The 18,055-nt window shown below is 52.3% G+C and carries 20 protein-coding genes; 6 read left to right on the top strand and 14 right to left on the bottom strand.

The genetic code is table 11. The annotated features are described in order from the left end of the window. The first annotated feature begins 187 nt into the window (after window positions 1-187). From ACFSB2_RS24210 to mntR, 6 genes are all read left to right on the top strand, one after another. Window positions 188-2,158 (top strand): GTP-binding protein, encoded by a 1,971-nt coding sequence (locus ACFSB2_RS24210; RefSeq protein WP_377945683.1) that lies wholly within the window; start codon window positions 188-190, stop codon window positions 2,156-2,158. A gap of 473 nt (window positions 2,159-2,631) precedes the next feature. Then, the gene (locus ACFSB2_RS24205; protein WP_377945682.1) at window positions 2,632-3,255 is read left to right on the top strand and encodes a GNAT family N-acetyltransferase; all 624 of its coding nucleotides are present in this window, start codon (window positions 2,632-2,634) and stop codon (window positions 3,253-3,255) included. A 2-nt stretch (window positions 3,256-3,257) separates the two neighbouring features. Beyond that, a complete protein-coding gene (locus tag ACFSB2_RS24200; protein WP_377945681.1) occupies window positions 3,258-4,304 on the top strand; it encodes a phosphotransferase enzyme family protein in 1,047 nt (348 codons plus the stop codon). A 191-nt stretch (window positions 4,305-4,495) separates the two neighbouring features. Then, a complete protein-coding gene (locus ACFSB2_RS24195; RefSeq protein ID WP_377945679.1) occupies window positions 4,496-4,966 on the top strand; it encodes a carboxymuconolactone decarboxylase family protein in 471 nt (156 codons plus the stop codon). Window positions 4,967-5,129: 163 nt separating this feature from the next. Further along, entirely contained in the window at window positions 5,130-5,603 is a 474-nt protein-coding gene (locus ACFSB2_RS24190; RefSeq protein ID WP_377945678.1) for a VOC family protein, read from the top strand. A 117-nt stretch (window positions 5,604-5,720) separates the two neighbouring features. After that, on the top strand, window positions 5,721-6,143 hold the full coding sequence (gene mntR / locus ACFSB2_RS24185) for a transcriptional regulator MntR (protein ID WP_377946003.1): 423 nt from the start codon (window positions 5,721-5,723) through the stop codon (window positions 6,141-6,143). A gap of 97 nt (window positions 6,144-6,240) precedes the next feature. On the opposite strand, the gene ACFSB2_RS24180 is transcribed toward mntR, so the two are convergent. The 14 genes from ACFSB2_RS24180 to mltG form a co-directional block, all read right to left on the bottom strand. Beyond that, on the bottom strand, window positions 6,241-6,639 hold the full coding sequence (locus tag ACFSB2_RS24180; RefSeq protein ID WP_377945677.1) for a hypothetical protein: 399 nt from the start codon (window positions 6,637-6,639) through the stop codon (window positions 6,241-6,243). After that, window positions 6,636-7,391, bottom strand: coding sequence for a class I SAM-dependent DNA methyltransferase (locus ACFSB2_RS24175; protein WP_377945676.1), 756 nt, complete (start codon window positions 7,389-7,391; stop codon window positions 6,636-6,638). Before ACFSB2_RS24175 ends, ACFSB2_RS24180 begins: the two co-directional genes overlap by 4 nt. After that, window positions 7,388-7,750, bottom strand: coding sequence for a ribosome silencing factor (gene rsfS, locus ACFSB2_RS24170; protein ID WP_377945675.1), 363 nt, complete (start codon window positions 7,748-7,750; stop codon window positions 7,388-7,390). Before rsfS ends, ACFSB2_RS24175 begins: the two co-directional genes overlap by 4 nt. 84 nt (window positions 7,751-7,834) lie before the next feature. Further along, window positions 7,835-8,389: a bis(5'-nucleosyl)-tetraphosphatase (symmetrical) YqeK gene (yqeK, locus tag ACFSB2_RS24165; RefSeq protein WP_377945674.1), complete on the bottom strand. Its 555-nt coding sequence runs from the start codon at window positions 8,387-8,389 to the stop codon at window positions 7,835-7,837. 15 nt (window positions 8,390-8,404) lie between these two features. Beyond that, on the bottom strand, window positions 8,405-9,091 hold the full coding sequence (gene nadD / locus ACFSB2_RS24160; protein ID WP_377945673.1) for a nicotinate (nicotinamide) nucleotide adenylyltransferase: 687 nt from the start codon (window positions 9,089-9,091) through the stop codon (window positions 8,405-8,407). Further along, complete coding sequence (gene aroE, locus ACFSB2_RS24155; RefSeq protein ID WP_377945672.1) at window positions 9,084-9,932, bottom strand: shikimate dehydrogenase; 849 nt, start codon at window positions 9,930-9,932, stop codon at window positions 9,084-9,086. The genes nadD and aroE overlap by 8 nt, the downstream gene beginning before the upstream one ends. Beyond that, window positions 9,929-11,149, bottom strand: coding sequence for a ribosome biogenesis GTPase YqeH (gene yqeH / locus ACFSB2_RS24150; RefSeq protein WP_377945671.1), 1,221 nt, complete (start codon window positions 11,147-11,149; stop codon window positions 9,929-9,931). Before yqeH ends, aroE begins: the two co-directional genes overlap by 4 nt. A gap of 4 nt (window positions 11,150-11,153) precedes the next feature. Beyond that, window positions 11,154-11,684 (bottom strand): YqeG family HAD IIIA-type phosphatase, encoded by a 531-nt coding sequence (locus tag ACFSB2_RS24145; protein WP_377945670.1) that lies wholly within the window; start codon window positions 11,682-11,684, stop codon window positions 11,154-11,156. Between the two features lie 283 nt (window positions 11,685-11,967). Beyond that, the gene (gene sigK / locus ACFSB2_RS24140; protein ID WP_377945669.1) at window positions 11,968-12,672 is read right to left on the bottom strand and encodes an RNA polymerase sporulation sigma factor SigK; all 705 of its coding nucleotides are present in this window, start codon (window positions 12,670-12,672) and stop codon (window positions 11,968-11,970) included. A gap of 131 nt (window positions 12,673-12,803) precedes the next feature. After that, a complete protein-coding gene (locus ACFSB2_RS24135; protein WP_377945668.1) occupies window positions 12,804-13,295 on the bottom strand; it encodes a CcdC protein domain-containing protein in 492 nt (163 codons plus the stop codon). Between the two features lie 124 nt (window positions 13,296-13,419). Then, window positions 13,420-14,091, bottom strand: a complete 672-nt coding sequence (locus tag ACFSB2_RS24130; RefSeq protein WP_377945667.1) for a response regulator — start codon at window positions 14,089-14,091, stop codon at window positions 13,420-13,422. Next, window positions 14,091-15,311, bottom strand: a complete 1,221-nt coding sequence (locus tag ACFSB2_RS24125) for a sensor histidine kinase (RefSeq protein WP_377945666.1) — start codon at window positions 15,309-15,311, stop codon at window positions 14,091-14,093. The genes ACFSB2_RS24130 and ACFSB2_RS24125 overlap by 1 nt, the downstream gene beginning before the upstream one ends. Before the next feature lie 74 nt (window positions 15,312-15,385). Continuing rightward, window positions 15,386-16,876: a penicillin-binding transpeptidase domain-containing protein gene (locus tag ACFSB2_RS24120; RefSeq protein WP_377945665.1), complete on the bottom strand. Its 1,491-nt coding sequence runs from the start codon at window positions 16,874-16,876 to the stop codon at window positions 15,386-15,388. Window positions 16,877-16,999: 123 nt separating this feature from the next. After that, the gene (gene mltG / locus ACFSB2_RS24115; protein ID WP_377945664.1) at window positions 17,000-18,052 is read right to left on the bottom strand and encodes an endolytic transglycosylase MltG; all 1,053 of its coding nucleotides are present in this window, start codon (window positions 18,050-18,052) and stop codon (window positions 17,000-17,002) included. Between the last annotated feature and the right edge of the window lie 3 nt (window positions 18,053-18,055).

Raw genomic sequence — 18,055 nt, 5'->3', positions numbered from 1 at the left:
GACATATTTTGCGCCGCCATCAACAAATAACCCGTTTCTCCATTGAAGTGCATGACCAGGCACGAATGATCTCAAAAAATTCGCTATAATGAGTACAACAAACTTGACAGGAGCGTGATCGCAATGCGGCAAGGAAGACACGAAAGAGAGGAGCTTAATATGAATACGGAAATGAGGAATTGTATACATGAAAGTCATCAATTTGGGGATTCTGGCGCACGTAGACGCTGGAAAGACGAGCCTGACTGAGCGACTGCTCTATACGACCGGCGTGATTGATAAAGTCGGCAGCGTGGATAGGGGCAACACCCAAACGGATTCCTTGGCGTTGGAACGTCAACGCGGCATTACCATCAAGTCCGCGGTCGCATCCTTCGTCATCGATGATCGCATCGTCAATCTCATTGATACGCCCGGCCACCCTGATTTCATCGACGAGGTGCAACGGGTGTTGAACGTGCTTGACGGCGTCGTGTTGGTGATTTCCGCCGTGGAAGGCGTACAGGCGCAAACGCGCGTATTGATGCGGGCGCTGCAGCGACTGCGCATTCCCACACTGCTTTTTGTCAACAAAATCGACCGCAACGGCGCGCAATATGAACGCTTATTGCAGGACATTTCGGCGAAGTTGACCCCCAACATCATCGCAATGGGTTCAGTTCGCGGATTGGGGACTCGCGAAGCGTTTTACAGACCATACACCGCAACCGATGCGGATTTTGCGCTTCGCCTTGTCGATTTGCTTGCGGACCACGACGAGGCGCTGTTTGCCGCTTATGTCGCCGATGAGACGTCTGTTTCATTCGGTCAACTCCGCGACGCGCTTGCGATGCAAACCAAGCGTGCACTTATCCATCCCGTTTTTTTCGGATCAGCGATGACAGGCGCCGGGATCGATCCACTGCTCAAAGGCATCGCGGCTTTGCTGCCTCCGGCCGCTGATGACGGCGATGGCGCTGTTTCGGGCACCGTTTTCAAAATTGAACGCAGTCCGACCGGTGAGAAAATCGCCTATGTTCGGATGTTCACGGGGACCATTCGCGTGCGAGAGCGGTTGCCATTCGGCCAGGGGAAGGAAGGCAAGATCACCGACATACATGGTTTCACCAATGGCTTGTCTAAACCGCAGGCAGCCATCACTGCAGGTCAGATAGGGAAGATATGGGGAATTGGCGATGTCCAGATCGGCGATGCCATCGGCAGTTGGCAAAAAAGCTTAGAGCGCCGCCATTTTGCCCCGCCGACGCTGGAAACGGTCATTGTGCCTCGCCGTTCTACGGACAAAGGCAGGTTGCACATGGCCCTCGCCCAACTCGCTGAGCAGGACCCGCTTATCAACCTGCGACAGGACGATACACGGCAAGAGATATCCATCTCGCTCTATGGTGAAGTGCAAAAAGAGGTCATCCAGGAAACCTTGAAAAACGACTTCCACATCGACGTCGAGTTTCGCGAAACGACGACCATCCACATTGAACGGCCTGTGGGCAGCGGCGCAGCGGTCGAGATCATCGGCAAGGAATCCAACCCATTTCTCGCCACAGTCGGGCTGCGGATCGATCCAGCGCCCATCAACACGGGGGTGGACTTTCAGGTCGACATCAAAGTCGAGTCCATTCCGCTCTTTTTGTACAACACGGTGGAAGATTTCCGTAAAGCAATGGCAAACACGGTGAGGAGAACCCTCGCGCAAGGCCTCTACGGCTGGCAGGTGACCGATTGTCTCGTCACTTTGACATTGTCGGGCTATATATCTCCGGCGAGCACAGCGAGAGACTTCCGCCTTTTGACGCCGCTGGTGTTGATGAGCGCGCTGAAACAGGCAGATACCATGGTCTGCGAACCGATACACCGGTTTCACCTCGAAATGCCAGCAGACACATTTGGACGGATTTGGCCCATCCTGGCACGGTTGCGCGCCGTGCCGCAAACGCCGACAAGATTGGGTTCCGCGTATGCGCTGGATGGCGAGATGCCGGCGACGCGGATACACGAGCTCCAAGGGCAATTGTTGGCGCTGACTCGCGGGGAAGGCTTGCTGGAGTGCACGTTCGATCACTACGAACCCATTCGCGGGGCCATTCCGACTCGTCCGCGGTCGGATCACAATCCGCTCAATCGCAAAGAATACTTGCTGCATGTTGTGCGGCGAGTCTAGCGTTTAGCCGGGTACTGCTTCAGTCAGTGGGGTAATATCGGCAAGTTGGTGTGATGGAGAAAGTGTGTGGTGTAGAAAAATCGGCTTCTCTTGCGTTTGGAAGAGAGCCGATTTTTTCACAATCGCAAAGTACAGAACGAACATACCGGCGTGATCGAACCCCTTGTGAATATCGAAAAGAGAGACCAAATATCATTTACAAAATTCTTTTGATAATTCACAATAGAACACGGAGATGTTCGAAAGGGGACTCATTATTCCGTCATGTTGAAGAGCCTGTAATGGTTGTTTGTTAACAAGGTAGCACATTCACGCTGAAAACGCGTTTGTGCGCCTAACTTTAACCATACGCGGGATGACATGGTTTGGAGTGATAAAGTGCCCATCACGATACATCTTTTCTTATTTCTGATGGAATTTTCATCTCCGTTACCTCTTCTCCATGTGCCCTATGCCACGAGGAGTCATGATAAATGCCCGACAATATATACGCCAATTACTACTGGCAGAATGACAAAGTGAGATTGCGGCTCTGGCTGCCTAAGGATGCTGAATACAGTGACTTGGTTGAGCTCGACAGTGTTGGCATGGCACTTGTTCACGAGGAAGTTCCCTTGCCGCCTGCAAAACCGCAAGTAGACGAAAACGCCGAATCAGCCAAGCCCAACATTGCTGCACCAGCTTTCTCCATCGAAACGCTCAATGGAGAATACGTGGGACATATTCACTTTAATTACATCAATGAGCGGCATGGCACGTTCTCCATCGGCATGGTCAATGTGAGAGAACAGCGCGGTAAAGGTTATGGTGAAGCCGCGATGAAATTGCTCTTAGACTATGCATTTAATGAAGGCAGGCTTCACAAGTTTAATGGCTTTTGCTTGGATATGAATGAAGCTTCAATTCGATTAATGAAAAAGTTGGGTTGCGTACAAGAAGGCACTGTCCGAGATGTTGTCTTTATGAACGGTAAGTATCGTGATCAACTGCTATTTGGGATGACAGAAGATGAGTACCGAGTTAGAAATCGGTTGAGTCAATGGAAAAGGGATGTATGCGTGTCTTATAACCACGCGTTCATCTGTAGGGAGGAATAAAGTTGAGCTTCAACGATGAGATATTACCATTCGTTCGAATGGGATTAAGTCGTTATAGGCTGGACCTTCATTCATTAGGCATTGAGAATCATGTAAAATCGTATAACTGGCATGGAGACATTCATCTAAAGATCAGAATTGGTCAAAGCGCCTTCTCCGCACGTTTTATCGGGACAAAAAGGTATCAGCAAGAAGGGAACGACGAATTTGTGGCGCTAACCGACGGAGTCTTGGCCGATCAAATGGAATACTGTGATTTTTTAGTACGACATAGCATTCCATTCATGTGTCTGCAAAGGACATCGGATGGTTCGCCCTTTGCACGATTTGATTGGTGTGGCGATATCTATAGATGCGTTTTATTTCATTGGATAAGCGGAGAACACATCACACATACGACACCGAACGCCGCGTATAGGCTGGGTGAAATGGCACGGAAGATACATGACCTTTCTCACACCTATCCTCATCGACTGTCATTCCCTACCTTGGCTCATACAAAAGGCTATCGCAAACGAGTCCTTGTCATTGAAAGAGTTCTTCAGTCGAACCAGGTACCTCAGACAGGGAGGAAGCAGTTGGAACAATATCTGACCAACGCGCAACAGCATATCCTCAATGCCAACATTCCTTTTAGGAACGATTGTATCGTTATCACGTCAGATTTGAACTCTCTAAATGTGCTATGGGATGAAACAGAAAATATCAGCGGGATCGTAGATTTCGAGCATATTGCTTATGGAGAAAGAGTCGAAACACTCGCCTGGCTTATCAAGTGGTACTCACGCACCAGCGGAATCGAGTCACATGATATGTCCCCGTTGCTGGCACGCGAAGTGCTTCGTGGATATCACGCTGACGCACTGTTGAACAAATCGGATTATACACGCCTTCGCAGCTTACTATGGCTTTCTGGATGCATGAATTGGAACTTCGTGGATAAAACATTAAAAATCCTAGAAAGTAATGCGCCAGAACAACTTGAAACACATCTCGAACGTTATCAGCGCCGTGGACAAGCATTGGTATCATTGTTGGATGATTTTTAGAATCATCTCATCTTATTGCCTCGAACTCCACTACTGGACACGGTGTCATTTATAGTTACGGCGACGATGTACGAAAATACAAAAGCGATACGCCCCCATTGAATGCTGTAGCCAAATCGCACATGTCACAAATTGATGCGTCTTTTTGTCTTAAAGAATGAAGGAAACACAAACACTGGAGGGATGGACACATGGAACAACGAATTCAATACTTTAAAGTAGTTCCGCAAGCAACGAAGCTCCTGATGGAATTGGAGAAGTATTTTGACACAACCGAGCTTGACGAAAAGCTCAGGGAACTCGTTAAAATTCGGGCATCACAAATTAACGGCTGTGCCTTCTGTTTAGACATGCATACAAAAGACGCTCGTGCTTTGGGCGAAACGGAACAGCGGATATATAGTCTAAATGCGTGGCATGAGGCACCATTTTTCACAGAACAGGAACGCGTCGCGCTTGAGTTAGCAGAACACTTGACGTTGGTTTCTGAGAAGCGTGTACCCGATGATCTCTATCAACGAATCCGTCAACATTTTGATGAGAAGCAATACACAGACCTTGTACTGGCGATTGGCATGATCAACTATTGGAACAGGATATCCATTGCCATGAATGCGATCCCCGGACACTATGCGTCTTCAAAGCGACCCAAAGTCCAGTAACAGACGCAATGTTGAACGTTTAGTAGGGGGGATAAAATTAAATTCCCCCTACAGGCGTTTTCCATACAAATCACGGTTAAAACATACACTAGAGATGAGAGACCAAATCGAATCCTTTTGACATGTTACACGAATAAAGGCGGTGTTCAAGATATTCCAAGGATTGTATGAAGCCCACATTGTTGTTTCCGAACTAGATATTTCTGGAACTTTTTACGAGAATGTGCTTGGACTCACCCCGACCTTTAAAGGTGACAACGTTCACTTTTATTGGGTTGGTAAATCGCGTAAACAAATGTTGGGATTATGGCAATTTAGCGAAGAAAATTTAAAAGAACAACATGTCGGCGAACCAGACGTGTCTAGAATAGCCCATTCCCATTTCGCATTTTCAGTTTCACTAAAGGATTTTTTTCACACCATCCAAACACTTAAAGAAAAAGATATTCGTTTTGAAAGCTTCTTTGAAAATACGAGTGAATTCGTCGTGCATTCGTGGATGCCTTCAGTAAGCGCATACTTTTCCGATCCCGATGGGCACGCGCTGGAGGTCATTGCATTTTTAGAAGATGAGCCATGTCCTGAACTCGGAATGATCCCATGGAGTCAATGGGAATCCTTGCATGGACGCCCATAATGATCCGTCCACACTTAGCTCCGCCCCCCACCCCTAAAAGCTGTTTTGCAGACCTTCCCCGCGTAGTGTAAGATGGATGTTGAAGAAAACGGAGGTATGCGCGTGCTTACACCCAGTATGGAAGATTATTTAGAAAAAATTTACGAGTTAATACAGGACAAAGGGTATGCGCGCGTATCGGATATCGCAAATTCACTCGCCGTTCAACCGAGTTCAGTCACCAAAATGCTGCAGAAGTTAGATGAGAGCGAATATGTGAGTTATGAGAAATACCGCGGCATCGTCCTGACGGGGAAAGGTCAGCGAATGGGACGCATCATGAAGGAACGCCATCTAAAACTCGCTGAGTTTTTACGTATGTTGGGCGTTCAGGAAGCGACCATCCAAAAAGATGTAGAAGGCATTGAGCATCACGTCAGCCCGCGGACACTGGAATCGCTGCAAGCGCTTGTTGTTTTTTTTAATAGCCACCCTGCCGCACTTGAATCCTTTTTGGCGTTTCAAGCACAGCAAGCTACACAGGCACCGAAAGAGGAATAATGGAACAAAGCGGCGGGAGCCTTTGTCGGCCATGGCAAAATAAACAGATGACGCCCTCAAATTTATGCAAATCACGCCACTGAAAAATTCAATGGAGTCACTCAATCTGCCATTCTGATTTCATCCAACCACCTATTGGTTCCAACACATGTGTACACAAATTGCGCAGGTCATCATGAAGCGTCACGGGCATTTGCAGGCACCGCGCCACCAACCGGTGCATGTTTGGGTCCTTCGTCTGTAACTCTGCCAGTTGGTATTTTGCCTTGACCGCCCACCACGCGCGCAAGATAAACTGTGCTTCCACGCATTGTTGAATCAAGTGAAAAGTGAGCCAACGCTGCGGATTGACATCTGCGGCGTGATCGCAAAAAATCATCCCATAAATCGGTGATGCGCACCTGCATTTTGCGAATCTCCTGTGCTGTCGCTGGGGTGTGTCCATTGCTAAAAATTCAAATAGTAATGGTTGTATTTCCGCCAGAGCAGCGTTCATGCGCTGACTTCCTCCCTCTTTGCCCAGACGATGATGCGATTCGCTTCATCTAACGACCCATCTGCGGCAAAATCGGCAAGTAATTGTTCGACGACAAAGCCACAGTCCTTCAAACAGCGCACAAGTGTATCGGCGTCGTAGTAGGCCTGTTGGTGGCTCTCCTCTATGCGCATGTACAAATCATCCTGACCATCCGCTTCGACCTGCAAAAACGCATGTACGTCATGCTCAATCTGTGTCCCCTGCACGCGTGTTTGATGCAGGAGCACAGCATCCTCTTCAATCTGGTGCCAATAGCCGTCCTGCAGCATGAGAAAGCGCTTGGGGCCGATGATATCAAAGGCAAATGCGCCACCAGGTTTCAAGGCGCGCCACACTGCGCGGAGCACGTGTTCAAGCGCCGTCTGGTCAGTGAGATAGTTGATGACATCACACGTCGAGATGACGAGGTCCATAGGACGAGGCAAACGAAGATCGCGAATGTCCTGGCACAACCACTGGACCTTCGCTCTGGCCTCCATCCCGCGCATCTGCGCCTCGCTGAGCATCGCTTCCGAAGCGTCGACGCCGACGCACGTCCTTGTGCACATGGAGAGTGGCACGGTCAACATCCCCGTGCCACAACCGATATCAGCGACATCCCACTGACGAAGCGCTTCGCCCTGTGTATACAGCAATTGAAGCCATTCTTCGTAGGGCGCGTCTTGCATGAATTGATCATAAATCTGGGCAAACCCTTCGTACGGATTCAATTTGCCGATTCACCCAGCGTATAGATATCGGCATCGCCCCAAAGCCGTTCAATATGGTAAAACTCCCTATCTTCAGGTTGAAACACGTGCACGACAACGTCACCGAAGTCGAGTAGTACCCAACGCGCTTCGTCCAGTCCTTCAACGCCTCTACACGTGACGCCAAATTCACTCATCTTATCTCGCACCGCTCGTGATACTGCTTCAACCTGTGGGCGCGAATTGGCTGAACAGATGACGAAAAAGTCACTCATGGTGGTTAAAGACTGAACGTTTAATACAATGATGTCGGTCGCTTTCTTGTCTTCGGCCGCTGTTGCAGCAGCCTTCGCGATGCGCTCTACTTCGTGTGCCTGCATGCACCGTCCTCCTTTATATCGCCGTTCCTTATTACTGCTGAAGCACGTTTGTTGTTGTCGATTCCATCTAAACGGTGAACCTACCTACCGCGTCAGTAGGCTGTTGCGGGCGAGCACCGTCAAAGGAAACAGCGGTTTGCCCGCATTGATGAGATAACGAATGGTATGATCAATACTAATGCGTGTGGCATCCGCTAAACTTCTGTCTGCGGCGGCGCGAACTTCCTCGACGCCAGGATATTGTCTCCCTGGCTCAATCGCATCTGCCACAAATAAAACCATATCCAGCACGGTCATCTCCGGACGACCTGTTGTATGATACGTGATTGCATCCAGGATGGCGACATCCTCTATGCCGTAAACCGTTCGCCCAATGTGCGCTGCAATCGGTCCGTGCAACAGGGCAGGAATGGATGCGAAGCCTGCAGGCACTTCGATGCTCTCCGCCGCTTCGAACAATTTGTCGCGTGGCCATTCACGAGCGATATCGTGTAACCATGCCGCTGTCCTAGCTCGCTCTTCAGATTCGCCATACTGAACTGCAAGCCTGACAGCCGTCGTGACGACGCCTTGGACGTGTTTGAAACGCGGCTTGGAGAGCGTCGCCCCAACATCGCGTGCCAAATCCTCTGTCTGCATGGATTTTCCTCCCAATCACACCTCATTTTGCGGACCCTTATGCCACAAGTCAAGCACCGCAGGCGAAATGAGGCCACAAATGTCAGCGCCAGCCTCCAGTCGTTCGCGCAACCACGTGGACGACACATCCAACAAGGGCATTTCAATTGCAGTCGCACGCAATTCGGGCAAGCGCTCCCGCAGGGTATTGACCACTTGCGTCAAGGCTGACGTCCCACTGCGCGCCACGACATAAAACGGCACACGCTTTGCCAGCTCGTCCACCCCGTGCCAAGTCAACAGTTGTTCCAAACTGTCGGCGCCAAGCAAAAACGAAAATTCAACATCCGGATACCACAACTGACAAGCATGAACGGTATCCACGGTGTACGACGGGCGAGGGAGAAATTCCTCAATGGGCATTGTCCGAAGCCCTGCACGCCCTTCGAGCAAGGCAGTGACCATCGCCGCGCGCCAACCGAACGTATCATCGCCAATCTCTTGTTTGTGCGGCGGGTTCGGGGCTGGCAAAAACCATACCTCATCCACACCAGTCTGTTCCAAAGCCAATTGCGCCATCGTCAAGTGGCCAACGTGCGGCGGATCAAACGTACCGCCAAACAAAAGCACGCGCTTTGCCTCCGTCGCTGGCAGACCGATAGGACGTTGTCCACCATCTCCACTGATTTCTCCAGTATACCACATGCGATTTTGCTCACTCATGTTCAGTTTGCTCCGCAACCAATTTGTCGTTCACAGCAGCAAACATCGTATCCACGGGCGCCTTTTTATCAAGCCACCATTCATAGGCATCGACGCCTTGGTAAACCAACATCGATACACCGTCCACGACCGTCGCACCCTGTTCTGCGGCAAGACGCATGAATTGGGTCTGACGCGGGCGGTAAACGATATCTTGTACAACCTGCCCCGCCGAGAACACGCCCGCGTCCTCTACCGGACTTTGCGCTATTGCTGGCCACATGCCGATGGGTGTAGTCTGAATGATCAAATCCGCTTGTGCGATCTCGCTCGCACGCGCTTCCCAAGTTGCGTAATGAATCGTCAACCGATGCGCAAAAAGTTGTCGCAAATCGTCGACCGCGTTTTCCCGGCGAGCCGCCATGACGACATGGGCAGATGGCCGCTGGCTGGCGATGGCCGCCAAAATGGCCATCGCCGCGCCGCCCGCGCCGATGATGACCACGCGCGGCTGGTTGCTTTGAACATACGGAGCCACCGACTTCCACCAACCGCTCACATCCGTATTGTGCCCGATGGCCCCATCTGCCGTAAAACGAACAGTGTTGACCGCACCAACCAATTCGGCTTCCGCCGTGCGCTGTTTCACCCAAGCATAAGCGCTGCGCTTATGTGGAATCGTGACATTGACGCCAACGGCGCCAAGCGCCTGCAAGCCGTTCAAAGCCACCTCAATTTGTTCAGGCGGCACGGCAAAAGGCAGATAAACTGCCGCTTCATTTTGCGCTTGAAAGGCGGCATTCATCATCGCGGGCGATGCTGAATGGCCGACCGGATAGCCAAGTAAGCCAAACAGTTTCATGAGAACCTTCCTTCATACGAGCCATACGAGCGTTCATGGTACGGCCGCTTCGTCAACTCCCCAACAAGTCGCGGGCGATACGCTGGTTCCAGCCAAGTCGGCAGCCACAGACGACCGCGAAAAGGTTTGCCAGACAACGTGATCCACCCCAGACCTGGAATCACCAGATCTCGACCGCGGCCGGAAATCGCGATGGTTCCCTCCGGCACACGCTCCCGCGCGCGCTTGGTTTGAACCGGACGCGGTTTCAATTGATCAAAAGCGGCCCGACATGAAGCGCAAGGCACTTTTAAAATATCCTCGCGATGCGTTGTCCAAATGGCCTCAGCACGTTCCAATTTACTGCGGTGCACGGGCAGGCGATTGCTGACGTACAAGAGTACAGGCTGACGCGCGCCCGCTTCGAAATCAAGACGCGCCATGCCGCCAAGAAACAGCGTCTGTCCAGGGTTCAACTGGTATATGCGCGGACGAATGCGGTCTTCCGGAACCGCTTCAGCCAAACAATCGGCGCAAAGTCGGTCGATCACGCGGGTGCCATGCACCAGTCCAGGCGTATCCACAAAGGTGAGCGGCCCCTCTGGTCCTGTCACATGCAACTGCGACATGGCCAATGTCGTTCCCGGACGGCGCGACACCGTATACGGCTCTTTTCCCGCCTCAAATTGCTCATAAAGCGCGTTGAGCAATGTCGACTTGCCCGTATTCGCCATGCCGACCACATAAATTGGCCGCGTCGTCTCCTTGATAATGTGGTTTGTCAATGCGTCAAGCCCCTGTTTCGTGCGCCCACTCAAAAACAGAACGTCAGAGACCTGCACCCCTGTGAGTTGAACTTGCGTGTGAATCCATTCCTTCATCTCTTCAAGGTGAACGTCGCGCGGCAACAAATCCGCTTTATTGACGACGACAACCACTTCGCTTCCAAGAATAAAACGTGCTAGATTCGGCACCAAACTGCCGCTTAAATCAAATACATCGACCACGTAAAGCACGAGACCAGGCTCGTCAAAAATGCGCGCCACTTGCGCCTGATAGTCGCTCTCCGTCACACTGACAGGCGTAAATTCGCCGTAATGGCGAATGCGAAAACAACGCCGACAAAGAGACTCCGGCTGTAAAAGTGCGCTTTGCGGCACATAGCCAGGTAATGTTTCGTCTGTGGTCTGGAGCAATGACCCGCAGCCCACGCAAGCAGGTGTGACCATTTCGTTCATTGAATCATCTCCGCTGATGGATAGGATGTTGAAGACCGCGTTTGCGCAGACCTGCATAAGCGATGCGCTCGAAATTGCGGACAATGCGCGTTCCCCACCACTCGGTTGGGTCAATCGGCAGAACCAGGATGGTATACAGCCCCATCCGGTTTCCACCGCGGATGTCGGTAAAGAGCTGATCTCCGATCATTATCGCTTGTTCGGGCTGCATCGAAAATCGCTTTAACGCTTTCCTGAACCCTGTCGCTTTGGGTTTGCGCGCAGCGCCAATCGCTGGCAAGCCGGATATTTTGGCAAAGTCATCCACGCGGCTCGACGAGTTGTTGGACAGGATGCACACGTGAAAGCCGCGCGCGTGCGCCGCTTCCAACCACGTCTTTAGCGCTTCGGGCACATGCGGATGATTCCAGGGAACCAGCGTGTTGTCGAGATCGGTCAAGATGAGCCGCTTCCCATCGCGCCACAGGCGCTCCAAGTCGATGTCGTAAATGGATGCAACATATTCATTTGGCGTTAAGGACTGCCATAAACCCACTGTCGCTTCACCAATCCTTTTCAGCTTGCGCCAACCATGTTGTTGTGAAACCACAGACGCAGGGAAAATACGTGTATGTAGAACTTACCTATAACGGTAGACCATCATAGCACAGGAAACAAGCACTGCATAGCCGTTGGCATTGACCATCACGAGACAAATCAAAAGGACACAATCCCACTTCCTGCAGGATTGTGTCCTTCTGCGCATTGAAAGCGCATAGGCCATCATCGCGCACAACCTGTTCGATGACGCCTCGCACCCGATCACAGCGATGAAAGCACTATTTCCCTTTTGGCGCATGCCGCATGTTTTCGTATAGTTTGGTCAAAGCGCGATGTTCTATCCGCGAGACATAAGAGCGGGAGATGCCGAGTTCGGCGGCAATTTCCCGCTGTGTGCGCTCCTCGCCGTGCGGCAGACCAAATCGCTTGCACAACACTTCGCGCTCGCGCGCTGCAAGCGCTGGCAGACTTTCATACATCTTCTGTTTTTCCCAGGCAAAATCGACGACATCAATCACTTCATCGGGATCGGAACCCAATAAGTCAGCCAGTGTCATCTCGTTGCCATCCTTGTCTGTGCCAATCGGGTCAGACAGAAATGCGTCCCGCCGATGCTTCTTTGTGCTGCGCAGATACATCAGAATTTCATTTTCAATGCACCTCGCCGCGTACGTGGCCAATTTCGTGCCCTTGCCTTGCTTGTAACTTTCAACCGCCTTGATGAGACCAATCGTGCCAATCGAAATCAGGTCTTCCGGATCTTCACCTGAGGACTCATATTTTTTGACCAAGTGCGCCACCAGACGCAAGTTGTGTTCAATAAGCAAGTTGCGCGCAGTTTCGTCCCCTTCAGCCAGGCGAGCAAGTGCGGCACGTTCTTCCGCGGCGTCCAGGGGTTTGGGAAACGCCCCATTGCGGACATACGAGACAAATACGGAAACGTCTTTGAGCACCAGTGCTAAAAGCGTCAAAATGCCAGACAAACGCGTCACCTCCGTCAACAGCACTGACTGTTACACGGCCTACTTTATGCGGAGGGGACAACGAATCTGCCTGTGAATTCTTTACGCCAGCGATTTGGCGTGGCGAGATACACGCCACGCCAAATCGCTTATCACAAGCGCCGGCTGTTTGAACGTGCGATAACGGCGCCCAAGTGCGGATGACGCAGATAGAGGACAAAGGCGCGCATGCCCCAAGCCGCTGCGATATCCACCCAGATGATCCACGTCGTGTGCATCGACACGTGTGCGACCAAGCCGAAAATCAACGAAATCAACAGGCGAACGGCAATCAATACAACCCATGTGGCCAGATAAGGCCAGCCGCCTTGGGCATACCATTCGCCATCTTGTTCAAACACCCGTGTGAAAAAGGCTTGCACCGCTCCGCACGCAATGCCGACCACGATGGTCACAGCACACTCCAACACTTCAATCGGTGGTATGGTCGGATGCGGCAGATTTTGCGACGCCGCAATCAAAGCGATAATCGGCATGCCGATAAAGGAAAAACGCGATAATTTCCGTGGACGCAACTGTCTGACAATCACAAAGACGACAATGGCCAGGACAATCAGGGTTGTCGTTAACGCATGTGTACTCATTTGATAAACTCGACCTCCAAAACAACAATCTCGATTTAGCAACAGCATACCGAGTTTGTGCGCTGCGCGAATCTGTCGCAAGAACGATTTTGGAGGGATTCGTCTCTATCCAGCGATAGAGGCTTTAATCCACGAGTCCGCCCCGGATGGCACGAATCACCGCTTGTGTGCGGTCCTCCACATCCATCTTCTGAATGATCCGATGCACATGTGTCTTGATGGTGCCGATGGAAACATGCATATGTTCGGCAATCTCCTGATTGCGCCAACCGTAAGCCATGCACTGTAGAACGTCTTGCTCCCGCTCTGTCAGCGGTTCAATCAAGGTCAGGCCGGGCGATTCGTTGACATTGCCCGCTGTGTGCAGATTGGCAAGCGCGTCTTGCGCATTGGCCGTCCAAAAGAACACTTCCCCTTTCGCGGCGCGGCGGATGCCCTCCAACAACTGTTCTGTCGGCGCATCCTTCAAGAGAAAACCCACGGCCCCTGCGCGAATGCCTTCCGCCACGTAGTCAGCGTGATCGAACGTGGTCAACAAAACCACCCGGCACAGAGATCCGTCAGCTTTTAATGCCGCGCTCACCTCGATGCCTGTCCGTTCCGGCATGCGAATGTCCAACAGCGCAACGTCGATCTCGCTGGTTTGCAAGGCGTTCAGCGCCGCTTGCCCTGTATTGGTGGTCGCGGCCACCATCATGTCCGTTTGCGCATCAATGATATAGCGCAACCCCTGCACAATCATGTCCTGGTCATCTGCGATAAAGACGCGAATTTTTGTCTCGGTTGGGGAATTCATCAACGATCCTCCTCGACACGTTGCGGAATGACCGCCTGTACTTTAAGGCCATGCGCCCCGTTGAGCGAAAGTGTAAATTCGCCGCCGATGGCTTGACAGCGCGCGCGCATCGTCCGCATGCCAAATCCGTGGGCAATTGCGGCGATATCGTCAATGCGGCCGTCATCGCCAACCGTCAAGACGACATTTGTTTCAACTGTGTGGATCTCGACATCGACGTGCGTGGCAGTCGCATGGCGGATGACGTTCGTCAGCGTCTCCTGCAGCACACGATACAGCACCATGACCGACTGCGCCGACCACCCCTCCATGTCCACATCCATCGCCAGCGCGCAGGTCACCTGGCTTTTCTCCTCAACCGACCGCACGAGCGCGCGAAAAGCCGTCAAGGTCAGCCGATCATCCGTGGATTCGAACTGGCGCACGGTCATGCGCAACGCCTGCAGTGACTCGCGCGCGGTCGCCAACGCCTCGCCGGTCATTTGCGCGGCGCGCTTATCGTCCTGTCCGATGGCAAACTCGGTCGCCTGCAGTTGGACGATGAGTGAAGTCAACTGATGACCGACACCATCGTGCATGTCGCGTGCAATGCGCAGACGCTCTTCCATCGCGGCGTGGCGCATCGATTCCAAGGTCGCTTGCTCCAATTCCCGATGCGCTTGCTGCAATTGCAGATGCGCTTCACGCCGCAGGCGACCAGAGCGAATCCCCAGGCACAGCCAGACGACGGCGAGCCCTTGCAGCACCATGTAAACCGGCTCGACGTGGCTCGTGAGCACAATCACCGCCGCAACCACAGCGATGAGAATGACGGTCACTGGATCAATCCGCCTGGAGTTGGTCGGCAACCAGACGAGCAATGGCCACAGCATTTGGGTTGTATCACTCAATCGACCACTGCGCAGCAAGACACTGAATGTGCCTCCGTGCAACACAAGCCACCAAACCACCACGAGCGCTAAAAAGGTGCCAATGACCATCACATAGCGATTGACAATCGCTCGTGGCAGCAGAAACAGCACAACCTGAATGAGCAACAGCACGTATTTGCCGACCAACAACATCGACATCGTATCTCCGTATTCCGAAGACAAGTACGCCCACAGAAATACACCGCAAAGAACCACTTTACGCAACCAGACGTAAAATGGGCCGTCCATATCCAAAAACGGGTTCCACTTTTCTAGGTATCTGTTCATACGCTCATCATAGCGCAGCACTTGCAGCCACGCACCCTGTTTCTATACAGATAAAGCGACATCCACATTTTTCGATCTCGCCGCTAGTCATCCCATCAAGGCGCTGTTACGTGAGGCAAGTTTCCGAACCAGGCCTGCGCCATCTCGAACAGCTTCTTATGGGCCGCCCACCCTGCTTCATTTTCCACACACAGCGCAAACGCGCGAACTGGCTCGTCTTTTTCATTCACTTGGTAGCCGATTAACCAAGCGTTTACATTTCCGTTTGGCAGTTCAGCTGTCCCTGTTTTGGCGGCGATGGGCAAAGCGTTTAGCGCATGCGCTGTGCCTTTTGGCGCATGTACAGCCGCCCACATGCCTTGACTAATGACATCGGCGGTAAACGCATCACAGGCAGCGCTGGGGAACTGTGGAACATACGTCTCTCGATGCCGCCCCTTTTGCACCCCATCAATGAGCGACGCTTTGCGATACTGGCCATGTTCAGCAATGGTAGCAGCCATAAGCGCCCCTTGCAGCGGCGACATGCGAACATCCTCCTGACCAATGGCTGTATTGGCAAGCAGTCCCGCATCCGCCCCGCGTTGGCGATAAAGCACCCCACTGTTCGCGCCAGGCAACAGCGCATGTCCCTTGAAATTTTCGATCCCACTTGTAAACAAGCCAAACCGCTTCGCTTCTGCTTCCAGTGGTCTCCGCCCCAGGTGAATGCCAATTTGCGCAAACGTCACATCGCACGATTGGGCAATGGCGTCCACAAATGAAATCTTGCCGTGCGCTCGCCAGCAGTGCATGCGCACATGCGGCCAATGCACCTGTCCATCGCAAAAAAACCTCGCCTGCTCTGGATACGCATGTGTATCCAGCGCTGCAGCAGCAGTCATGATCTTGAAAATGGACCCCGGTGTGGCCGCCACAAGCGCATCGCTGCGTCGATGATTGGCTGACGCCAACACACGCACTTTGGCACTGGGCAACTCGAGGGAAACAATGGCGCCATGCGCCACTTTTACGCGCTGTAAGACTGCCTCCGCCCGGCGCTCATCTGTTTCATCAATGGTGGTGATGACATCAGAACCACGTTCTGCCCGAATCGTGTACGGCTGTTTTGTCACCGGCAATTTAGCTTTATCAAGCGCCCCCCCATTTGCAGCGACCCGCAAATCGCCAACGAGGTTGGGCCGCTTGCTCATCAAGAGCGTGTCCAGCGCATATTCCAGCCCCGTTCTCCCTGCTTCCGGCAAAACACGCGCGCCACTCGGCCACACATCCGGTTGGCCAATCGTCCCAACCAGTTCCGGCCCAATCGCGGCAGGCGCTTGTTGGACGCGCCCTGCCTGCAAAGTCGACGGCGGTGACCAAATCGCTCCGTCGGCAAACAAAATGTGTCCCCGTCCATCATCCGTCATCCGAACGTGAAAGTGCTCTTCATCCATCCGCCAGCGCACAGTGCCGATGTGTCCGCCCCCCACAACAGGCTGCCAGACCATCAACAGCAAAAGCCGGCCAATGAGGACGGCCAAAAGAAATAACCATAATCCATATAGCATGAAATGGCGACGAACATTGTTCACAGTCGGTCGCACGCACACCAGACTCCTTCGGACAAAACTGCCGGACACAGATGACAAAGTTGCTTTATTTTGCCCTAACTCTCCATCGGTTACGCGCATTCATTGCTGTTAAAAGAATCGGCAATACCAAAACTGTCATTTGTGTTTCGCCAAATTTTCTTCATACAAGGATTCATCGTGCAACTGCTGGGCATATGTCTTGGCAAAATAGTGCTCCCCACTGCCGTCGCCTTTTGCCACATAGTAGAGATACTTGGTGTGCGCTGGGTGCAACACCGCATCAATGCTCTTCAGCCCCGGACTGTCGATGGGTCCTGGCGGCAAGCCGTTGACCATATATGTGTTATATACGCTTTTGATTTTCGTATCTGCATCCGTCACCACATCGACGTGATGGCCCAGCGCATATTCGACTGTCGCATCAATTTGCAATTCCATATGAATGCTTAGGCGATTGTTGATGACGCTGGCAATCAGCGGCCGTTCCTTGTTGACCTGCGCTTCATTCTCCACCAGGGACGCTTTGGTGATGAGCTGGTTGAGCGTGATCTTCTGCTTCTTCATGGCCTGAAGATTAGATTTGGTCAGCACACGCCGCTGAAAGTCATCGAGCATCTCGTTGATGACGTCCTGCGCTTTTTCGTGCGGCTGAAAATCATATGTATCTGGAAACAGGAACCCTTCGAACCGATATAACACATGGGCGCGGCCGGCAAGCTGCGCGACAAACCCCTGCTTAAACTGCCCGTGCTGCTCAGCCTCCATAAACGCCGACGCTTTGCAGACACCCGCGCTTTGCAAGCGATTGGCGATGTCTTTCACATTAAATCCTTCCGGAATGGTCACCGTGATGGCATTGGGAATGACTTTCCCGGAGACCATCTGTGAAATCATCAACGCTGGCGTCATCGTCGGCGAAAACAGATAGTTTCCCGCCTGGATGCCACCCCCCTGATGGTGGCCGCGATAGTAGTACAAGAAGGCGGCTGTGCTGCGAATCAGCCCCTTATCGTGCAAATTGGCAGCAACCTCGCTCACGCTCTCGCCACGCTGCACAGTGAAATGCACCGATGGTTGCTTTGTCGAAGCGACCGGCTTCAGCGCGTGGCGGTACCAGCCAACCACGGCAAAAATCACAATTAGAATACACAGTATCACGGCGCCAAGTATCATCCACAATATCCGCAACCG

Source organism: Alicyclobacillus fodiniaquatilis, assembly GCF_042678105.1.
In the GTDB taxonomy this organism is placed as follows: domain Bacteria; phylum Bacillota; class Bacilli; order Alicyclobacillales; family Alicyclobacillaceae; genus Alicyclobacillus; species Alicyclobacillus fodiniaquatilis.
The sequence above is the reverse complement of the archived record's forward strand: the minus strand, read 5'-3'. Positions and strand labels throughout refer to the sequence as shown.

Bases quoted from the DNA above. Each gene is read 5' to 3' on its own strand.
- ACFSB2_RS24205 (WP_377945682.1), top strand. From the start codon at position 2,632: ATGCCCGACAATATATACGCCAATTACTACTGGCAGAATGACAAAGTG.
- ACFSB2_RS24135 (WP_377945668.1), bottom strand. From the start codon at position 13,295: ATGAGTACACATGCGTTAACGACAACCCTGATTGTCCTGGCCATTGTC.
- ACFSB2_RS24210 (WP_377945683.1), top strand. From the start codon at position 188: ATGAAAGTCATCAATTTGGGGATTCTGGCGCACGTAGACGCTGGAAAG.
- nadD (WP_377945673.1), bottom strand. From the start codon at position 9,091: ATGAGTGAGCAAAATCGCATGTGGTATACTGGAGAAATCAGTGGAGAT.
- ACFSB2_RS24130 (WP_377945667.1), bottom strand. From the start codon at position 14,091: ATGAATTCCCCAACCGAGACAAAAATTCGCGTCTTTATCGCAGATGAC.
- rsfS (WP_377945675.1), bottom strand. From the start codon at position 7,750: ATGCAGGCACACGAAGTAGAGCGCATCGCGAAGGCTGCTGCAACAGCG.
- ACFSB2_RS24195 (WP_377945679.1), top strand. From the start codon at position 4,496: ATGGAACAACGAATTCAATACTTTAAAGTAGTTCCGCAAGCAACGAAG.
- aroE (WP_377945672.1), bottom strand. From the start codon at position 9,932: ATGAAACTGTTTGGCTTACTTGGCTATCCGGTCGGCCATTCAGCATCG.
- ACFSB2_RS24180 (WP_377945677.1), bottom strand. From the start codon at position 6,639: ATGAACGCTGCTCTGGCGGAAATACAACCATTACTATTTGAATTTTTA.
- mntR (WP_377946003.1), top strand. From the start codon at position 5,721: ATGGAAGATTATTTAGAAAAAATTTACGAGTTAATACAGGACAAAGGG.
- yqeK (WP_377945674.1), bottom strand. From the start codon at position 8,389: ATGCAGACAGAGGATTTGGCACGCGATGTTGGGGCGACGCTCTCCAAG.
- yqeH (WP_377945671.1), bottom strand. From the start codon at position 11,149: ATGAACGAAATGGTCACACCTGCTTGCGTGGGCTGCGGGTCATTGCTC.